This is a genomic window from Thermanaeromonas toyohensis ToBE, from assembly GCF_900176005.1.
GTDB classification, from domain to species: Bacteria; Bacillota; DSM-521; order Neomoorellales; family Neomoorellaceae; genus Thermanaeromonas; species Thermanaeromonas toyohensis.
This window is the reverse complement of the sequence record NZ_LT838272.1, coordinates 2,271,515-2,289,422: the sequence shown is the minus strand read 5'-3', so window position 1 is coordinate 2,289,422 and position 17,908 is coordinate 2,271,515. Positions and strand designations below refer to the sequence as shown.

Below are 17,908 nucleotides of genomic sequence, written 5' to 3'. Positions count from 1 at the left end.
ATTTTTACCAGTTGCTAGCCTGCTTGAAGCAGGACAATGCTTCCTGGTAAACCTCCAGGGTGGCTCGAGTCATAATATCCACTGTAAAGTGCTGCTCCACTTGGCGGCGGCCGTTATGTCCGAGGGTTACAGCAATGCTAGGATTACGCAGGAGGAAAACAATATACCGCGCCAGTTCCTGGTAGTTGCCTATGCTTACCAGGAAACCGTTAAACCCAGGCCGCACGATCTCGGGCATACCTCCCGCCCGGCTCACAATGATGGGTTTAGCGGTAGCCATGGCTTCTAACATAACCAGACCGAAGGGTTCCTGGAATATAGAGGGGTAAAGACATACTTCGGCTGCTCTATAAATTTCGGGCATCTCTGCCCAGGGGAAGAAACGGATAAAAACGTGATCTTTAAGACCCAGCTCCTCTATGAGCTCATACATGTAGGCTACTTCGGCTGGTTGTTGCTGACCCCAGTCTACTGTATTCGTCGTTCCGGCCAAGACCAATAAAACTTCCGGTACTTCTCGACGGACGAGGTCGAGGGCGCGGATGCTTAGATCGCAACCTTTAGCCTTACTCATACGGGCTGGGTGGAATATTACGCGCCGGCCGCGTAAACTTGGGTAGGTTTGTAGGGTCTTTTGTACTTCTAAAGCAGTGGGGGGATGGAATATTTGCGTGTCAATACCATGGTGCACTACATGTATACGGTCCGGGGGATATCCGTTTACCATTAGCTCCTGGCGTATGTAGTGGCTAACTGCAATTATTCTATCCCACCCGCGGGCTAAAGTATTCATCTTCTGCCACAATTCATCTTCCCATACATTATGGGCGGTGAGAATCAAAGGCCAACCATGGCGCTGGCAGATCTCCTGGAGGGCTTTAGCGTGGATATAACTAAAGTAATGCATATTATGGGCATGGACTACATCTGGCCGGAAATCCAAGAGGAACCCTTCCAGCAGTTGCCGGATCTCTTGTGCCTTGCTTTCAATAATTTCAGGGTTTAAGGAATTAAGGTCTAGCAGAGGAGAGCGCCGGATAGCCACTCCTCGCCAGGTTTCCTGGTCCGGGGCCCCGGGAGCGGTGGCCGTAAGCAAGCTAACCGTATGACCTAGCTGTACCAACCGTGGGCAAAGGAGGGCCAGATGCGACTCCACCCCGCCGATTATGGGGGGGAAGGCCCAGTGTACCATGGCAATACGCATATCCTATTCCTCCCCCTTAATGGAATAAGTTAACACTTTTATTATAATCCAGGAGCACAATGAAAGTCAAGGAAAGGCAGGACCCGCCTTTCAAGCCTCGATAATGACCCTCACATTGCCCTCCTTTCTTAAGACATGGCAGAACACTTGCCCTTCCTTCTCCTCAAAGGCCAGATCGATGCGGCTCTGTCCTACCAGCAGATTCCGCACCTCTAGCTTTTTGGCTCCTGGTAAGAGAAGTGGCCGGTTAATATATATGGTGTTATCCCGGCAATCTAAACCTAGTAAACTTTGTAAAAAAGAAAAAAGGCTACCCACGGCCCAGGCCTGGGGATCGCAGGCGATGGGGTAGCGGACAGGCCCAGTTAAACCTCTACGGGTAAAGCCGCAGAAGAGCTCTGGCCAGCGATTATAAGAAAAGAAGGAACTGGCCTCGAAAAGCCCGGAGGCCAATTTTTTAAGCTCATTCAAGCAATTATACCGCCTCATTCCAAAAGCTATAATGGCATTATCATGCGGCCATACGGACCCGTTATGGTAGCTCATGGGATTGTAGGCCTTTTCCTTCTTGCTCATAGTCCGGATGCCCCAACCGGAGTAGAAATCTTCGGCCAAAAGCCGCTGGGCCACGCGCCGGGCCTGCTCGGGAGATAAAATTCCGGTAAATAAAGAGTGCCCTCCATTGGAGACTAAAGTGGTAATGGGCTTTTTATGGCCATCCAGGGCAAAGATGAGATATCCTTCGTCCTCTACCCAAAAATCACGGATAAACTTCTCCCTTAATTTAGTAGCCCGCCGGATGAGGCTAGCTGCTGTTATACCATCTCCTACCTGCTTAAGGAGGAAGGCTGCCTCATGTAGGGCTAGGTAATAATAGGCTTGCACTTCCACCAAGGCGATAGGCCCGGGCGGGATGTTTCCTTCACGGTCTACCACTGCATTCCAGGAGTCCTTCCACCCCTGGTTGGTAAGCCCGGCCGGGGATTCCCGTAAGTATTCTAAATATCCATCACTATCTAAGTCCCCATACCAGGTGCACCAGTAAAGGCAACGGCGTAAGGGCTCGGTCATTTCCTCTAGCAGTTCTTTATCCAGGGTCCACCGGTAGGTGGCTCCTAAAAGGATAATGAACCAGAGGGTGGAATCAATGGAGCCATAGTAGGGGCTATGGGGAACCTCACCGCACCTGGTCATCTCTCCCCGCCGCAGCTCGTGAAATATCTTGCCTGGCCTTTCTTCACGCCACCGGTCGAGGCGCCTTCCCTGGTAACGGGCCAAAAAGCGAAGGGTATTTTTGGCTATATTTGGGTTAAGGATCAAGGTTTGCCAGGAAGTAATGAGGGAATCCCGGCCGAAGGGGGCCGCATACCATGGGATCCCTGCGTCTAAGATTCGTCCCTCACCCGGGTAGTCGGTCTGGAGGGCCGCTAGGTCCGTTACAGCAGTTTGTAGCATATTGTTTAAGGTAGTATTATCCGTATAAACTTGGGTACATTCCCGTTCCCACTGATGATAACGGCCGGCCAGCATGATGGTGGCGGCTGAAAAACCAGTACTTATAAGGTCGGGGTTCTCCATGATTTCGCTGTCCAGGTCAATGCGCAGATGGAGGTAGATTTTCTTTTGGGGGGGAAGATTTAAGATATAACGTACTCGTGCCCGCCCGGGTTCCGCTTTTATTTCGTTAGGAGCTGGATCCAGGGAGATGGCTGTAGTGCGCACTTGACCATCGAGCCCCCGGTAAGACAGCTTAATCCCCCAACGCTTGATTTCAGGGCTCAAGAGCTCACCCCGGCGCTCCCTTACTGTTCCCCGGACCTCGAAAATGTCCCGGTAGTCGGCACCGAAGATCATATCTAGAGTAAGGCTTAAGGGGAAGGAATTAAAATTTATAAGGCGTAAGCGCTGGTAAAAAGCATCCTTTATAAGCCTAAGGAGCCGCAGATGTATAGTCTGAAGGGGCACCAGCTGTCCTGAAGGTAAGGTAAATTCCGGGTTAGTAAGCTCTATTTGAGCAAAGTGGCTGTCCCGGATGGCGGAAGAAAGATAAATTGGTTTTAGCCCTTGAAGATAGAGCTCTAAGCAATCCAGGTATCTAGTATCGGCATGGTAGAGGCCTAAGGAGCCTAGGCTCCGGCCGGTAATCTCGCCTGTAGGTAGGGAGACCAGGAAAATATTACCTTCCTTTAATACTTCGGTAACCGGTTCTACTTCACAAGGGGCTATTCTTAAGTCTAGATGGGGTTCTCCCACTCGGAAACCTCCTTCCGACCAATACTGTTCCCATAAATTTCGACGATATAAGGTAGTTTCCTGCCAAAGAGAACCTAATGTAATGTAGCTTTCGGACAGGTGCCCATATGGTTCGGTTTTGAGGTCGCTATATACCTTCCTTTCTGGACAGAAGTCCCCCGGTGGGTTAAAATGTAGATATACTTGGGAAAGGAGAACTGGAGGATGCAGTTGCGCGGCACTATGCGCATCAATGAACGGGGCCATCTCGAGATCGGGGGCTGCGATGTGGTAGATTTAGCCCGGGAGTTTGGAACTCCCTTGTACATTTTCGATGAGGATCTTATCCGGGCCAACTGTCGCAAGTTTACGCGAGCCTTTGTCCAAAAGTATGGAAACGCAGAAGTAATTTATGCGGGTAAGGCTTTTTTAACCACCGCCATGTGCCGCATAATAGCCCAGGAGGGGTTGGGGCTAGATGTCGTATCCGGTGGCGAACTATATACAGCCCTTAAGGCTGGGTTTCCCCCTGCCCGTATTTACTTCCACGGTAACAATAAAAGCAAGGAAGAGCTCCTTTTGGCCCTGGAGGTTGGGGTCGGCCGGGTGGTGGTGGATAACTTCCTGGAACTGGAAACCTTAAGCCGCCTGGCGGTGGAGAGGGGGCAAAGGGTACCCATCCTTTTGCGAGTCACCCCGGGGATAGAGGCCCATACCCACGAATACATTCGTACCGGCCAGATAGACTCTAAGTTCGGTTTTACTTTGCCTGGCGGCCAAGCTTTGGAAGCCGTGAAAAAAGCCCAGGGGCTTCCTGGGATAGAATATAAAGGGCTCCATTGTCATATAGGTTCGCAGATTTTCCAAGTCGAACCCTATCGTTATGCTGCAGAAGTAATGATGGATTTTGTGGAAGAAATACTAAAAGTTATGGGGCTCGTTACTGAAGAGCTAGATTTAGGAGGCGGCTTCGGCATCGCCTATGTGGAAGAGGACGATCCCCAGCCTATTGAAGTCTTTGCCGAAGTTATAATGGCGGCTGTTTATGACGAGGCGGAAAAGAGGGGGCTAAAGCTTCCTAAGGTCATCGTGGAACCGGGGAGGTCGATTATAGGGCCGGCGGGCAGTACAGCTTACACTGTGGGTTCCATTAAAAACATACCTGGGGTGCGGAAATATGTGGCTGTAGATGGTGGTATGGCTGATAACATCCGGCCTGCCCTTTATGGTGCCCGTTACGAAGCTATCTTGGCTAACAAAGCCAGTGCCCCAGCTACTGAAGTAGTGTCCATTACTGGGAAATGTTGTGAATCTGGGGATATGTTAATATGGGATATTCCTTTACCGCCTGTGGAACCCGGGGACATATTGCTTATGCCCTGTACCGGTGCTTACGGCTATACTATGGCCAGTAATTATAACCGGCTGGGACGGCCGGCAGCGGTACTAGTAAAGGACGGCCAGGCGGATCTTATCCTGCGTCGGGAGACATACGAAGACCTGCTGCGGTGTGATGTCGTCCCTAAAAGGCTCGAAAAGTGAGCCGGTTTAAGAAAGGAGGCTTTTTATAAACTTGTATCTAGATAGTTTCACTAAACTTTTGGCCGGCATCCCGGCCCTGCTTTTGGCTTTGGCCTTCCATGAATACGCCCATGGCAAGGTAGCTTATCTCCTGGGAGATCCTACACCCAAGTACCAAGGGAGGCTAACCCTAAATCCCTTAGCTCATCTAGACCTCCTGGGCACCCTACTCCTTATTGTAGCCGGATTCGGCTGGGCCAAACCGGTTCAGGTAAACCCCTTTTACTTCCAGATGGATCGGCGTAAGGGGATGATGCTGGTGGCCCTAGCTGGTCCCTTGATGAACTTAGTTTTGGCTTACCTGGGGGCGGTGGCTTGGAGGCTAAGCGGCTCTTGGGGTTGGCGGGGAGATTTTCTATTCGCTTTCTTTAATTTACTGGTAGTATATAATGTAGTTTTGGCTGTATTTAATTTACTTCCTATCCCACCCCTAGATGGATCCCGGATTCTAGCCGGGCTGGTTTCTCGGGAAAGCGCAAGTTTTCTATATAGACTGGAAACCATAGGCCCATTTTTACTCCTTTTCCTTATCGCTACTGGGGTGACCGGCCGCATTATGCGCCCTTTGGTCTCCTTGGTGCTAGATTTTATCCTACAGGCTAGTAGGTTAACCATAATCTAAAAGGAGTTACCCTAGGACGACGAGGAGTGGCTGCGCTAACATAAGGTGCGAAGCTTAAGCTACCTAACGTAAAGGGACATTTTAAGTGTTTACTAAAACCTAGGTTTGGAGGTAAAAGTAAAGTTATGGGACGTAGCAGGATCTTAAGCGGTATGCGACCTACAGGCAGGCTCCATATCGGGCATCTTATGGTTTTAGAGAACTGGGTAAAGCTACAAGAGGAATACGAATGCTTTTATTTTATAGCTGACTGGCATGCCTTAACCACAGCCTATGAAGAAACTGAAGAACTTAAGGCGAATATCCGCTATATGCTTGTGGATTGGCTAAGTGCAGGGCTTAATCCTAACCTAAGTACCATTTTCATCCAGTCCCACATCAAGGAGCACGCTGAATTACACCTCCTTTTCTCCATGTTCACACCCCTTTCCTGGCTTGAGCGGGTACCGACGTATAAAGACCAACTGCAGCAGCTGGGCCAGGAAGGCAAAGATGTCTCTACCTACGGATTTTTAGGGTATCCACTCCTCCAGGCAGCCGATATTTTGATCTATAAAGCTGATGCGGTACCTGTAGGGGAAGACCAGTTACCCCATCTAGAATTTTGCCGGGAGGTAGCCAGGAGGTTCAATTACCTCTATAAAACCCAGCTTTTCCCAGAACCCCAGGCCCTTTTGTCCCGGGTACCTCTTTTGCCAGGTATAGATGGACGGAAGATGAGCAAGAGCTACCGGAACGATATCCCCCTTTCAGCTACTCCTGAAGAAGTGCGGGAAAGGGTACGCCTGATGGTTACGGATCCTGCCCGGATCCACAAGACTGATCCGGGCCACCCGGAGGTTTGCGTGGTGCATACTTACCACGAGATCTTCAACCCCGAAGAGCTAGAGGAGACCAGGAAAAGCTGCCGAGCAGGAACTATCGGGTGTGTACCCTGTAAAGCACGCCTGGCGGAGAAGATCAACGCCTACTTGGAACCTGTACGGGAACGACGAGAGAAATTCCTCCATAACCCCGGGATTTTAGAGGATATCCTAGCCCAGGGTTCTGCCCGGGCCAGGGCAATAGCCCAGCGGACCATGGATGAGGTAAGGGCTGCTATGGGGATTAAGTAGAGGGGTTGCAAGTCTTATGCCCTATTATATAGAACTCGACTTATTTCAGGGGCCGTTAGACCTGCTCCTTATCCTCCTTAAGGAAGAAGACATTCCCCTTTATGCTATATCTGTGGCGGAGATAACCGCTTCCTGGATTTGCCTTAGGGAAGGGGAAAAGGATATAGAAGACCTGGAGGAATTCCTTCTCCTGGCAGCGGAGATCCTGGCCCTTAAAGCTCGCCTTCTCCTTCATCGCCCGGAAGAAGGCCAGCTGGAGGAGGAAGCTCAAGGGGAAGAGACAACTTGGCTGGAACTTTCCCGCAAGCTGGAAGAATATCGCCCTTATCAGGAAGCTGCCCATAGGCTTGCTGAACTGGGAGAGCGTGCTGCTCTAATTTTCACAAAACCCCTTGATCCTTCTGCCGTGACGGCAGCCCTAGCCCGGATAGATCCCTTGGCTGGTATTACCTTGCTAGATCTCCACCAGGCTATCAAATCCGTTCTGTTACGGTTTGAGCGGGCGAAAGAGACTTATCCCGCGGTACGGTCCCTTTACCAACCCCGGATAACCCTTTTGACCCAGCAACGCCTCATTCTCCGGCGCTTAAATCAAGTGAAAGGCAAATTGACCTTTTCCTCCTTTTTTACCTCCCATCCTAGCCGGTTAGAAGTAGCTACTACCTTTTTGGCTCTCCTGGAACTTGCGCGACGAGGACGCGTGCACATTTATCAGAGGGAAGCCTTCGGGGAAATTGAAGTTTGGCTGAAGGGGTGATCTTTTTGTCCCTGCCTTCTAGCCGAAAGAATAGGGCGGCCCTGGAGTGCCTTCTTTTTGTTGGTGGCCGACCAGTAAGCCCTGTTGCCTTGGCCCGTACCCTTAAGATTTCGGAAAGGGAAGTGGAAGAACTGGTCCGGGAATTACAGGAGCTTTATGAGCGGGAAGGTCACGGGCTGCAGATACGCAAGGTGGCTGGTGGCTACCAGATGTGTACACGTCCGGAATACGCAGCCTATATTGAGGAACTCTTGAAGCCCGAACTTCCCTCCCTCTCCCGGGCCGCTTTAGAAACCTTGGCCATTATCGCCTACCGCCAACCCATAACCAAAGCCGAAATTGAACGCTTACGCGGCGTTAAGGTGGATGGTGTATTGGCTAACCTTTTAAGCCGGGGGCTGGTAAAGGAGGTAGGCCGTAAAGATACACCTGGCCGGCCTATCCTTTACGGTACTACCCCTCTTTTTCTTGAACATTTTGGCTTAGAAAGCTTAAAAGAACTCCCGCCTTTGGAAGAAGTGGCTTCCACCGGGGAACAATAAAAACTGGTGAGGGGAAAGTGCTGGCCTTAAGCCTAGCTTTAAGTATCTTCTGTGGTTTAATTTTTCTTTTAATTTTACCCTTACGGTTAGAGGTGAGCTACCAGTACGAAAAGGCGGGAAAAAGTCTCCTAGAGATCCGGCTTGGCTACGGTGGGAAGTATTATACTTACCTCTGGGCTCCCTTCCCCCCACCCATACTTTTTCACCCTCAAGAATTTTATACTCCTGCCGATAAACAAACTTTTCCCCCGCGTACCTATCCCCATAATAAGGCCCCTTTAACTGGCAGCCTCCCCCCTCCAGATGTCTCCCGGGTCTTGCCCTGGGCCTTACGTTTATGGAAGGAGCTCTTGCTTAAGACCAAATGTTCCTACTTTTTCTGGGTGGTAGAGGTGGGGACAGGGGATCCTGCTTTAACGGCTTTAACCACCGGACTATTATGGAATATAGCTGCTCTTTTTTATCATAATTTGCGTACTCAAACCCATCTCAAATTAAACCGGCCAGAAATAAAAATCCTTCCCCACTTTAGTGGGTTACACTTTAGCACTGAGCTTCGCTGCATATTTATTTTTCCCCCCGGTCATATTATTACCGCCGGGATCAGGACTCTCATAGGTAGGAGTAGCTTAGGGAAGGGGGCAAAAAAGACTTGAGCGACCATCCTATAGAGGGCCTTATGAAAACAGCTATGGAGAGCATAAAGGAAATGGTAAATGTCAACACTGTAGTGGGCGATCCCATAGAGACTCCTGATGGCCTGGTGATACTTCCCATTTCTCGGGTAACGGCTGGCTTCGCTGCCGGAGGTTCAGAATATGAACTGGAACGCCGGGACGGGGGAGGTGGGGGGCCTCAGGGTATACCCTTCGGTGGGGGCAGCGGCGCAGGGGTTTCTGTACAGCCTGTAGGATTCCTGGTAGTGGGTAAAGATAAGATCCGCCTCCTGCCCGTGGATGCTAACACGGTGGTAGATCGTTTGATCGATCTAACGCCTCAGGTACTGGAGCGCCTCCAGGAGATAATAGGGCGTAAAAAGGGAGAAACCATGGCCAAAGAAACCATGACTATTTTACGGCCCCAATAGGATATAGGTCAAAGAAGGAAAATTCTCGCCCAGCGGCGAATAATAGCACCCTGGGGTGAAAGAAGATGTATCTTCTCTGTTTTAATCCCCGGAGGCTGGCTGTTGGGCTATTTTTATGGCTTCTTTTTTGCCTTTTGGCCTTTGTACCACCGGCTGAAGGCTCATCCCAAGAACCTCTACTTGAGGCCAAGAGCGCTGTCCTCATGGATGCCTTGACTGGCCAGGTGCTCTGGAGTAAAAATCCCCACAAGCAGTTACCTCAAGCCAGTACTACCAAGATTACCACGGCCATTGTAGCTTTAGAACGCGGTAATTTAACGGATCTGGTCCGGGCGAGCCAAAGGGCAGCCCAAGTAGGGGAAGCGGCCATCTACTTAGAAGAAGGAGAAACCCTCACCCTAGAAGATCTCCTCTACGCCCTCCTTTTACGCTCGGCCAACGATGCCGCCGTAGCTATTGCCGAGCACATAGGAGGTACAGAGGAAAATTTTGTGGCCCTTATGAACCAAAAGGCTTGGGAGATAGGGGCGCGGGACACCCATTATGTCAATCCACATGGCTTGCACGCCCCCGGGCATTATTCGTCAGCTTATGATTTAGCTCTTCTTGCCCGCTATGCCTTAAAAATACCTAAATTTAGGGAGATAGTAGCTACCCGGGAAAAGGTGATCCCCTGGCCAGGGAAGCCCTGGGATAGGTTGCTCGTAAACACTAACCAGCTCCTATGGGGTTATTATGCTTACCCTGGAGCAGATGGCGTGAAAACCGGTTATACCCGCGAGGCGGGACAGGTACTGGTAGCTTCAGCTACCCGGGAGGGACGGCAGCTCATAGCAGTAGTCATGCACTCACCTAATATGTACCAAGAAGCCAGGGCACTCCTCGATTATGGTTTTCAGCACTTTACCCGGCAGGTTTTAGTACCTGCTGGAGAACTTATAACCCAGGCCCCAGTTAAGGGGGCTTTAGTAGGGACAGTACCTTTGGTCACGGCTAGCCCGGCCGTGGCTGCTGTACCCCGGGAGGGGCAAGTGGTATGGGAGAAGGAGATAACTCTCTTGCCCGAGCTTAAGGCCCCCCTTAAAAAAGGACAAAAGCTAGGGGAGTTAAGTTTTATCTTAAAAGAGGCAGAAGTTAGCGACCAGAAGATTACAGTAGATCTCATTGCGGCCCGGGATGTACCGCGTAGACCCTGGTGGGTCGCTTTCCTCCAGGGTTTCTTGGGCGTCTTTAACTTCCCCTGGATCCGCTTAAACTAAAGTTCATAGTTCTAGTACATTCACCTGTACCGTCATTGTGTTCCATCCCAACCAAGGCTCCCGAGCTGAAGTTCATAGTTCTATATTTTCCCAGCCCTTCATAAGGTTACTACAGGTAACCCAAGGAGGATGGCGGGGATGGTAAACTTTATATGGTTAGCTATGCTCTTAGCTGGCATAATAGTAGCTGGAAGCCAGGGGAAGATAGAAGTAGTCACGGGAGCTTCTTTGGAGGCGGCTCGTACAGCAGTGGATCTCGCCTTAGAGCTGGTCGGGCTTATGGCCCTTTGGCTGGGGCTTTTAAAGATAGCCGAGGAGGCAGGCCTGGTAAGGCTTTTAGCTTGTGGCCTTAAACCTTTGACACGCCGTTTGTTTCCGGAACTCCCGCCTGATCACCCTGCCTTAGGAGCTATCCTTATGAACTTAAGTGCTAATATCTTAGGCTTAGGAAATGCCGCTACCCCCTTTGGCCTTAAAGCTATGCAGGAACTCCAAAAGCTCAACCCTTCCCCCGAAGAAGCCACCCCTGCTATGTGCACCTTCCTAGGCTTAAATACCGGCTGTATTACTCTGCTTCCGGCCACCATTATAGGTATCCGGGCGGCGGCCAATTCTACGGATCCTACTGTTATCGTAGGGCCCACGATTCTGTCCACCAGTATCAGTATGCTTGCGGCTATCTTGGCTGACCGGCTTTTTCGGAGGACCGCCTTAAAATAGCGGTCTTTAGTCTAAAAAAAGCCCGCTTAGCCCTCCAATAAAGGAGGCCTTCTCCTTATGACTAGCTTGATACTTGAGCTTTCTCGTTGGGCTATCCCCTTGCTCCTTTTCTTTATCCCCGCTTATGGTTACCTCCGTGGCGTGCGGGTTTATGAGGCCTTTGTAGCGGGGGCTGAAGACGGGTTCAAAGTAGCCGTAAAGATAATCCCCTTTTTGGTGGGCATGCTGGTGGCTATAGGTGTATTCCGGGCCTCGGGGGCCATGGATCTCCTAGCCCGCGCTTTAGATCCCGTATTACGACTGGTGGGTATACCGGGGGAGGTCCTCCCCTTGGCCATCTTAAGACCCTTATCCGGTGGTGGTGCCTTGGGTGTGGCCGCCGAACTAATAAGCGAGTACGGGCCAGACTCCTTCATCGGTCGCCTGGCCTCTGTCATGCAGGGTAGTACCGATACTACCTTTTATGTCTTGACGGTGTATTTCGGTTCCGTTGGTATCCGGCGCTATCGCTATGCCTTGGCCTTAGGATTGATAGCCGATGTCTCCAGTCTGTTGGCCGCCGTGGCCATTTGCCGGATGATGTTTGGCTAAAGCAGAATAAACCACCTCAACCCTCAAAGCACTGCCAACCATTTCAGCTTTAGCCGCTCCATAACTGCAAAAGTAGTAGCATCGGTGTCTGAACGATCAATAAGGGCATAGATAGCACTGGTATCTACCATTATTCTTTCCATTTTTCCACTTTACCTTTAGCTAGGTAATGATCATGTTTGAGAGCAACATCTCTAAGTCCACTGTTCCCGGCACCAACTAATTTCCATATAGGGTCTTCTTTACTTAAGGGTTTTACCGGTTGAACCTTTTTTAAACGTATCTCGTCTTGTTCTACTAAAATGGTTAAATAGTCGCCTGCCTTTAACCCCAAAGCTTCTCTGACACTTTGGGGAATAGTCATTTGCCCTTTACTGGTTAAACGTACTAAAAACGTGGACATGGAACAGTTCCTCCTTACTTTTAGAAAGATTATCTTATCAAGAAGTATACCACTACCGCTGACACGGATGTTTTAGGGCTAGTCAATTTACTCTTATAATACTGGCTGCTTAATTATCAAGTTGCTGCTAGATGTATATTGAGGGCGGGTTGTAGCTTACTGTTAGAAAGTAACAACAGAAGCTTTAAGGTAGCACGCCGAAACTGGAAAACGTTTCATAGGGTTTACTGAAGAGCAACAATTGGTAGCCTATCCGTCCCGGCCAAAGGACGGCTCGAAGATAAGGCTGTCGCGAAAGAGCCAATAGCAGCGCTTCAGTGTTCTAGCTGTTTCTTTAGCTTCTCTATTTCTTCTAAGCTAAGCCCCGTAGCTTTGACAATGGTGTCAACGTCAACATTGAGAAGCAGTAAGTTTTTGGCTACTTGCAGTTTGGCTTTAAGTTCGCCTTCAAGTTCGCCTTCAAGTTTACCTTCTAGTTTGCCTTCTAGTTTACCCTTCTCCAGTCCCTTTAACCAAGCCTCCTGCTGCATTTCTTCTAGCACTAATTCCAGGTTGCTTATCATCTTTTCCACCTCCCAGGGATTAGTCGCATCTAGGTAGCTATCCACTTTAGCCTGCATGTCGGCAGGCATTTTAGGTTTTATGACATTCTTCAGCCACGCCATTAGATAACGGAACTCATTAGGGGTGAGAGTTTTTACTACCCCGGCCAGCTTCCACAGGCGCTTCACCAGCTCTTGATGACTAATCTTTTGGTCTAACAGAAATACACTGGCTATCAAATTGGCCGCTTTGAGAAGCTCTTCTTCGCTGTAACGGTTTACATCGAAGAGAAGATAGTGGAAGTCGAGAAGATATTTAGCAAATTCTTCGTAACCGGCCTGCATTTAGCATTGTTTTGAGGGAAGAGGAAAGATACTGTGCGGATTATGATATGCTAAGGGGTGTTTCTGGGGCCTAGCCGGGGTCTAGTAGAGCTTGAACTTCGCGCAATATCTATTTGGATATTGTCCTTCGCAAGAGGAACTGGTCCTGATGCTGGCAGTGGGCGCCTACCTGGTGAAGAGTGCTGGTGCGGTGGTGGGCGTAGGTGCGTATACGTACCGGCGCCTTGGGCTGGCGGAAGACTGTAGGGGCGATTTTGTCCGGTTTGACGTTCACGGCCGAAAGAAGCCCTGCTGCTTCCCGGCGTGCGAATATTACGAAGAGGCGTTTATGGGCTAGCAGAGAAGAAAATAATGCGAGGAGGCACATTATATGGCCGAATTCTGGCGGGAAAAGGGAACAATTTATTAGGTATGATGATGGTAGTAGGATTAACTTTCATGGGTGGCGGTCTTTGGCTGGCCGACCTGAAAGCCGTAAAAGCGGCCATCGCGAACGAGAGGTCGGCCGTTGCGGTTTTGCTGGGCGTGCTTGTTTCTCTGTTTGCGGCAGGTTTTCCGGCGGGGTGGCTGGCCGGGGAACGCTTTAATAATTACACAAGTAGTAAATTCTCAAGGAAGAAAAATCCATTACCCAAATCGCTCGCCATAAAGGGAGTGGCTGCTGCCAGGCAAGTGAAATTGCCTCGGTATTGCTGGGGTGACCGGTTTCTGATAGACTGAAACCAGTAGAACAGGAGCTGGAGGAAACAGTGGACAGAAAGAAGACAGGGTCATATGCCGTTTCCGGTATTTGGATCAGACTACCGGAAGAACGGTGGCAGCATATAGTCGAGGAACATCCGGAACTTGAAGACCTGCGCCAGGAAGTGCTCCTCACCGTCGAGAGACCCCTCAAAGTTTTGGCAGGAAGCCGCGGTGAGCTGCTGGCTGTCCGGGAAATGAGGCCCGGAAAATTCTTGGTGGTAGTGTATAAGGAAACAAGCTCTGATGATGGCTTCATCATAACAGCGTTCCTGACCCGGAGGGTCGGGCAGTTAGGAAAGAGGGTGGTCGTATGGCCGAAGCAATGAGCTACGTCAGGTTAGCCGAAGCGGTCTCGCAGGTGGTCGTCGGTTCCGGCCTTCCCATCCTGCGGGTATCTTACGACCCGGAGGGCGACGTCCTGTACGTGCACTTCACAGAACAACCGATCGCCGCCGACGACAGCGAATTTGTCGGGGACAACACTGTGGTTCGCTACCGGGACGGCGAAGTGGTCGGGGTGACCATACTGAACGCGAGCAGGTTAAAGAAGGGGAAGGAATGAAGACAGGGTACCGCAGCTGTTTTTAAGTAAGGGGTAGCGTACCCTTATCTTGGTGGTAGTGATAAAGGACCTGTTGCCAAGTGGTAGAAGTAATAGGGGGCTTGAGCCGGCCCGGGAATATGTACTGGAGGCCCTCCAGCAAGGCAAAAGCGTGGTCACTGCTAACAAAAGGACCTCCTGGCCCTCCACGGCAAGGAGCTTTTTGCCGCTGCCGAGGCTACAGGCCGGGATCTCCTCTTTGAAGCGAGTGTAGGCGGAAGTACCCCCCATCATCCATTCCCTCAAAGAGTGCCTGGCGGGGAACCGCATAAGCCAGGTGATGGTTTTTGAAGTAAAAATGCCTGGACCATTATTAAGGTTAACCTGTACCAGGTCTTATTGCCTTAATGGTTTACAACGAGTTTGGCAACAGGTCTATTGACAAATACACCAGTTTAGGATAACTCAATTAGATATTATTTTATGTCCCATTTGTTCATAAAGCGGAGAAGAAGCGGAGGAAGAGTGGAGGTGGTGTGGAGAAGGTGGGGTTAAGTATAATTTAAAATCATCAAAGAAATATTTGCAGTTAATTTTGCTATATTCCAATTTACCGTGGTTATAGTTAATGTAAACGTTAACACAAAGTATATGGGGAAAAGAGGATAGATTGTCTTTATATGGAAGTATATACCCAGTATTAACGCTAAAATTTTTTATTTAACCCAGCAGGAATTTTAAAGGGAGGCTCGAATATATATTAAGTAAGTAAACGATTACACAAACTATGCGCTAACAGTGAGGTAACGTTTAATGTACTAGACCAAGTATTAACAATAATTGAGAAATTAACAAGGAAAACTGCGAAAGGGAAACTAAAGATGGCAACAATAAAGGACGTGGCAGCAAAGGCGGGTGTATCGACTGCTACTGTTTCGCGAGTCTTAAATGGCGAACGGGTAAAACAAGAAACAAAAGAAAGGGTACTGGCTGCTATCGAAGCTTTGGGATACAGGCCCAATCTGGTAGCCCGTAGCCTTAAGACGCAAAAGACTCAGATTATAGGTTTTGTAGTTCCTGATTTTGGTTCCTTCTTTATGCGGGTAGCGGAGGCTGTGGAGGAGATATTGAACAGCTATGGATATAGTCTGATTGTATGTAACAGCAATGAGGATTTGACCCGAGAAATAGAACAGGTACAGATGCTGGTGGAAAGGCAAGTGGACGGCCTCTTAGTGGTCCCTACTAGCAGTTCTTCAAAGCATTTACTAGAAGCGCAGAAAAAGGGTATTCCTGTGGTTTTAGTCGACCGATTAGTGAAGGGCATGCAGGTAGATAGCGTCTTGGTTGATAACGTTAATGGGGCTTACCAGGCAGTAGAACATCTGGTAACTATGGGTTACCGGCGTATCGGGGTTATAAATGGGCGGTTAGAGGTGACCACTGGAGAAGAGAGATATCGCGGTTATTTGCGAGTCTTTGAAGATTATAATCTACCTATAGCAGAAGAGCTTATCCGTACGGGAGATTTTTCCAGCCAAAGCGGCTATATTTTAATAAAAGAATTGATGGCTTTACCTCATCCCCCCCAGGCAGTATTCATTGCCAACTGCTACATGACCATGGGGGCCATGTTAGCTATAAGCGAACTAGGGATTAGAGTACCAGAAGATCTGGCTATCGTGGCTTTTGATGATATGGAGCTATACAGGATAGCCACCCCACCTTTGACGGTAGTGGTGCAACCCATGGAGGAAATAGGTAAGACAGCTGCGCGTTTGATATATAAGCGAGTTAGTGGAGACAATAGCGATTTTCCCCAGATGTATCGGTTGAAACCCGAACTGGTGGTTCGAGGTTCATCTGTGCCTCCTGGAAGGTTAGAGGCATCTAGTGAAGTTACCGTGAACAAGGTGGCCTTATAAGGGAGGTATCATTAGTTGAAGGATAAATACAGCTTAGGGATCGATTTTGGCACAGAATCAGCCAGATTTATTCTTGCGCGGACTTCAGACGGAGAAATAGCTTCAACGGCGGTGGTTAAATATCCGCACGGTGTGCTCGATTCTACATTACCAGATAGTACTATCAAACTGGGTCCTGATTGGGCGTTACAGGATCCAGGAGATTATTGGGAGGTATTGACCCAAGGTATACCTGAAGTTATCCAAAGAGCCTGTATTCTCCCCGAACAGGTTATAGGCATAGGGATAGATTTTACTTCTTGCACTATGCTCCCGGTTGACAAGTATGGCCAGCCCTTGTGCAGGGATGAGCGGTACCGTAGTAATCCGCATAGCTGGGTAAAACTATGGAAGCATCATGCAGCCCAGAGGGAAGCTGATCTCATTAACGATATAGCCGAAAAAAGAAAAGAAAAATTTTTAAAGCGCTATGGGGGTAAAATCTCCTCCGAGTGGATGTTGCCTAAGATTTTGCAAATATTAAGAGAGGCTCCCGAGATATACGAAGCAGCGGATCAATTTGTGGAAGCTGCGGATTGGATAGTATGGCAGCTTACAGGTAACCTATGCCGCAACTCATGCTGTGCGGGTTATAAAGCTATATGGAACAAGAGAGAGGGGTATCCCAGCAAAGAATTTCTGGCCTCTGTGGATCCCAGGCTAGAAAACCTTGTGGATGAAAAATTAAAGGGTAAGGTTTATCCCAGCGGCATCCGGGCAGGGACATTATCTAAGGAGATTGCCCAAAGGATAGGGCTTGAGCCAGGCACCCCAGTAGCTACAGCTATAATAGATGCCCATGCTTCGGTGTTGGGGTTAGGGGTAACTGCTCCAGGGAAAATAGTATTAGTGATGGGAACCTCCATTTGTCACATGTTCTTATCTCCAGAAGAAAGGTTCATTCCTGGGGTAGCCGGAGTAGTGGAAGATGGTATCCTACCGGGATTTTTTGGGTATGAAGCTGGACAGGCTGCGGGTGGCGACATGTTAGCGTGGTTTATTGATAACCTGGTATCCAATGAGATGCAGCAGGAGGCAGAGGCCAGGGGTATGAGCATCCATCAGGTCCTGGCTGAGCGAGCATTAAGGATAGAGCCTGGAGGGCATGGCTTGGTAGCTTTAGATTGGTGGAATGGTAGCCGATTCTTGGGGACAGCAGATTTAAGCGGGCTGATTGTAGGGTGTACCCTAAAAACCAAATGCGAACATATATACCTCGCTTTGATAGAGAGTTTGGCTTTCGGCACTAAGATGATTATCGATAATATCACGGAAAACGGGATACCTGTAAAGGAACTATATGGCTGTGGGAGCCTGGCTGCTAATGACTTGGTAGCCCAAACCTTTGCAGATGTTACAGGCTTACCGTTTAAGAGAACAAAAACTCCCCATGCTTCCGCAGTGGGAGCTGCTGTCTTAGGAGCTGTTGCTGCAGGTAGTAGCAAGGGGGGTTACGATTCAGTAATCGAGGCTTCTGAAAGGATGGGCAAGGTTGAGGGAAGAGTTTTTGAACCACGACCTGCCGTGAAGAAGCAATATGCTGAGCTCTATAAAGCCTACCGGATTCTTCACAGATATTTCGGGGAAACCAACAAGGAAGTAATGAAGGTCCTGAAACAGTTACGCCACACCCTAAACTGTTTCTAAATACTAAACATA

20 protein-coding genes and 1 pseudogene are annotated in these 17,908 nt (G+C 49.4%); 17 read left to right on the top strand and 4 right to left on the bottom strand.

What is annotated here, in order from left to right; translation table 11 throughout:
• Positions 1-4 precede the first annotated feature (4 nt).
• Positions 5-1,204 (bottom strand): glycosyltransferase family 4 protein, encoded by a 1,200-nt coding sequence (locus tag B9A14_RS11840; protein ID WP_084665885.1) that lies wholly within the window; start codon positions 1,202-1,204, stop codon positions 5-7.
• A gap of 90 nt (positions 1,205-1,294) precedes the next feature.
• Positions 1,295-3,457 carry an amylo-alpha-1,6-glucosidase gene (locus B9A14_RS11835; protein WP_084665884.1) on the bottom strand — a complete coding sequence of 721 codons (2,163 nt, stop codon included), beginning with the start codon at positions 3,455-3,457 and terminating at the stop codon, positions 1,295-1,297.
• Positions 3,458-3,661: 204 nt separating this feature from the next.
• Here B9A14_RS11835 and lysA point away from each other — a divergent pair, with 204 nt between their 5' ends.
• The 10 genes from lysA (at position 3,662) to B9A14_RS11785 (ending at position 11,710) form a co-directional block, all read left to right on the top strand.
• On the top strand, positions 3,662-4,978 hold the full coding sequence (gene lysA / locus B9A14_RS11830) for a diaminopimelate decarboxylase (protein ID WP_172839146.1): 1,317 nt from the start codon (positions 3,662-3,664) through the stop codon (positions 4,976-4,978).
• A 31-nt stretch (positions 4,979-5,009) separates the two neighbouring features.
• Positions 5,010-5,639: a site-2 protease family protein gene (locus B9A14_RS11825; RefSeq protein WP_084665883.1), complete on the top strand. Its 630-nt coding sequence runs from the start codon at positions 5,010-5,012 to the stop codon at positions 5,637-5,639.
• Between the two features lie 125 nt (positions 5,640-5,764).
• A complete protein-coding gene (trpS, locus tag B9A14_RS11820) occupies positions 5,765-6,754 on the top strand; it encodes a tryptophan--tRNA ligase (RefSeq protein WP_084665882.1) in 990 nt (329 codons plus the stop codon).
• A gap of 16 nt (positions 6,755-6,770) precedes the next feature.
• The gene (locus B9A14_RS11815; RefSeq protein WP_084665881.1) at positions 6,771-7,511 is read left to right on the top strand and encodes a segregation and condensation protein A; all 741 of its coding nucleotides are present in this window, start codon (positions 6,771-6,773) and stop codon (positions 7,509-7,511) included.
• Positions 7,496-8,053 carry an SMC-Scp complex subunit ScpB gene (scpB, locus tag B9A14_RS11810; protein ID WP_231967729.1) on the top strand — a complete coding sequence of 186 codons (558 nt, stop codon included), beginning with the start codon at positions 7,496-7,498 and terminating at the stop codon, positions 8,051-8,053. Before B9A14_RS11815 ends, scpB begins: the two co-directional genes overlap by 16 nt.
• A gap of 17 nt (positions 8,054-8,070) precedes the next feature.
• A complete protein-coding gene (locus B9A14_RS11805) occupies positions 8,071-8,709 on the top strand; it encodes a DUF2953 domain-containing protein (protein ID WP_172839145.1) in 639 nt (212 codons plus the stop codon).
• The gene (ytfJ, locus tag B9A14_RS11800) at positions 8,706-9,140 is read left to right on the top strand and encodes a GerW family sporulation protein (protein WP_084665879.1); all 435 of its coding nucleotides are present in this window, start codon (positions 8,706-8,708) and stop codon (positions 9,138-9,140) included. The genes B9A14_RS11805 and ytfJ overlap by 4 nt, the downstream gene beginning before the upstream one ends.
• A 65-nt stretch (positions 9,141-9,205) precedes the next feature.
• Positions 9,206-10,399, top strand: a complete 1,194-nt coding sequence (locus tag B9A14_RS11795; protein ID WP_084665878.1) for a D-alanyl-D-alanine carboxypeptidase family protein — start codon at positions 9,206-9,208, stop codon at positions 10,397-10,399.
• Positions 10,400-10,537: 138 nt separating this feature from the next.
• Positions 10,538-11,119, top strand: coding sequence for a nucleoside recognition domain-containing protein (locus B9A14_RS11790; protein ID WP_084665877.1), 582 nt, complete (start codon positions 10,538-10,540; stop codon positions 11,117-11,119).
• Between the two features lie 57 nt (positions 11,120-11,176).
• A complete protein-coding gene (locus B9A14_RS11785) occupies positions 11,177-11,710 on the top strand; it encodes a spore maturation protein (RefSeq protein WP_084665876.1) in 534 nt (177 codons plus the stop codon).
• 130 nt (positions 11,711-11,840) lie between these two features.
• Here B9A14_RS11785 and B9A14_RS11780 read toward each other — a convergent pair whose 3' ends face one another.
• Positions 11,841-12,113 (bottom strand): AbrB/MazE/SpoVT family DNA-binding domain-containing protein, encoded by a 273-nt coding sequence (locus B9A14_RS11780; RefSeq protein ID WP_084665875.1) that lies wholly within the window; start codon positions 12,111-12,113, stop codon positions 11,841-11,843.
• 314 nt (positions 12,114-12,427) lie between these two features.
• On the bottom strand, positions 12,428-13,000 hold the full coding sequence (locus tag B9A14_RS11775) for an RpnC/YadD family protein (protein ID WP_231967728.1): 573 nt from the start codon (positions 12,998-13,000) through the stop codon (positions 12,428-12,430).
• Positions 13,001-13,091: 91 nt separating this feature from the next.
• Between B9A14_RS11775 and B9A14_RS11770 the strand changes: the two genes are divergently transcribed.
• The 7 genes and pseudogenes from B9A14_RS11770 to B9A14_RS11740 all read left to right on the top strand — a co-directional run bounded on the left by B9A14_RS11770 (position 13,092) and on the right by B9A14_RS11740 (position 17,896).
• A complete protein-coding gene (locus B9A14_RS11770; RefSeq protein WP_157109946.1) occupies positions 13,092-13,337 on the top strand; it encodes a hypothetical protein in 246 nt (81 codons plus the stop codon).
• A gap of 14 nt (positions 13,338-13,351) precedes the next feature.
• On the top strand, positions 13,352-13,720 hold the full coding sequence (locus B9A14_RS11765) for a hypothetical protein (RefSeq protein WP_084665873.1): 369 nt from the start codon (positions 13,352-13,354) through the stop codon (positions 13,718-13,720).
• Positions 13,721-13,749: 29 nt separating this feature from the next.
• Positions 13,750-14,070: a hypothetical protein gene (locus B9A14_RS11760; RefSeq protein WP_084665872.1), complete on the top strand. Its 321-nt coding sequence runs from the start codon at positions 13,750-13,752 to the stop codon at positions 14,068-14,070.
• Positions 14,055-14,306, top strand: coding sequence for a DUF2283 domain-containing protein (locus B9A14_RS11755; protein WP_084665871.1), 252 nt, complete (start codon positions 14,055-14,057; stop codon positions 14,304-14,306). Before B9A14_RS11760 ends, B9A14_RS11755 begins: the two co-directional genes overlap by 16 nt.
• Before the next feature lie 97 nt (positions 14,307-14,403).
• A pseudogene (locus B9A14_RS18305) lies at positions 14,404-14,628 on the top strand (homoserine dehydrogenase); the annotation flags it as partial.
• A 538-nt stretch (positions 14,629-15,166) separates the two neighbouring features.
• Positions 15,167-16,210 carry a LacI family DNA-binding transcriptional regulator gene (locus tag B9A14_RS11745; protein ID WP_084665869.1) on the top strand — a complete coding sequence of 348 codons (1,044 nt, stop codon included), beginning with the start codon at positions 15,167-15,169 and terminating at the stop codon, positions 16,208-16,210.
• Between the two features lie 15 nt (positions 16,211-16,225).
• Positions 16,226-17,896 carry a ribulokinase gene (locus B9A14_RS11740; protein WP_084665868.1) on the top strand — a complete coding sequence of 557 codons (1,671 nt, stop codon included), beginning with the start codon at positions 16,226-16,228 and terminating at the stop codon, positions 17,894-17,896.
• Positions 17,897-17,908 lie beyond the last annotated feature (12 nt).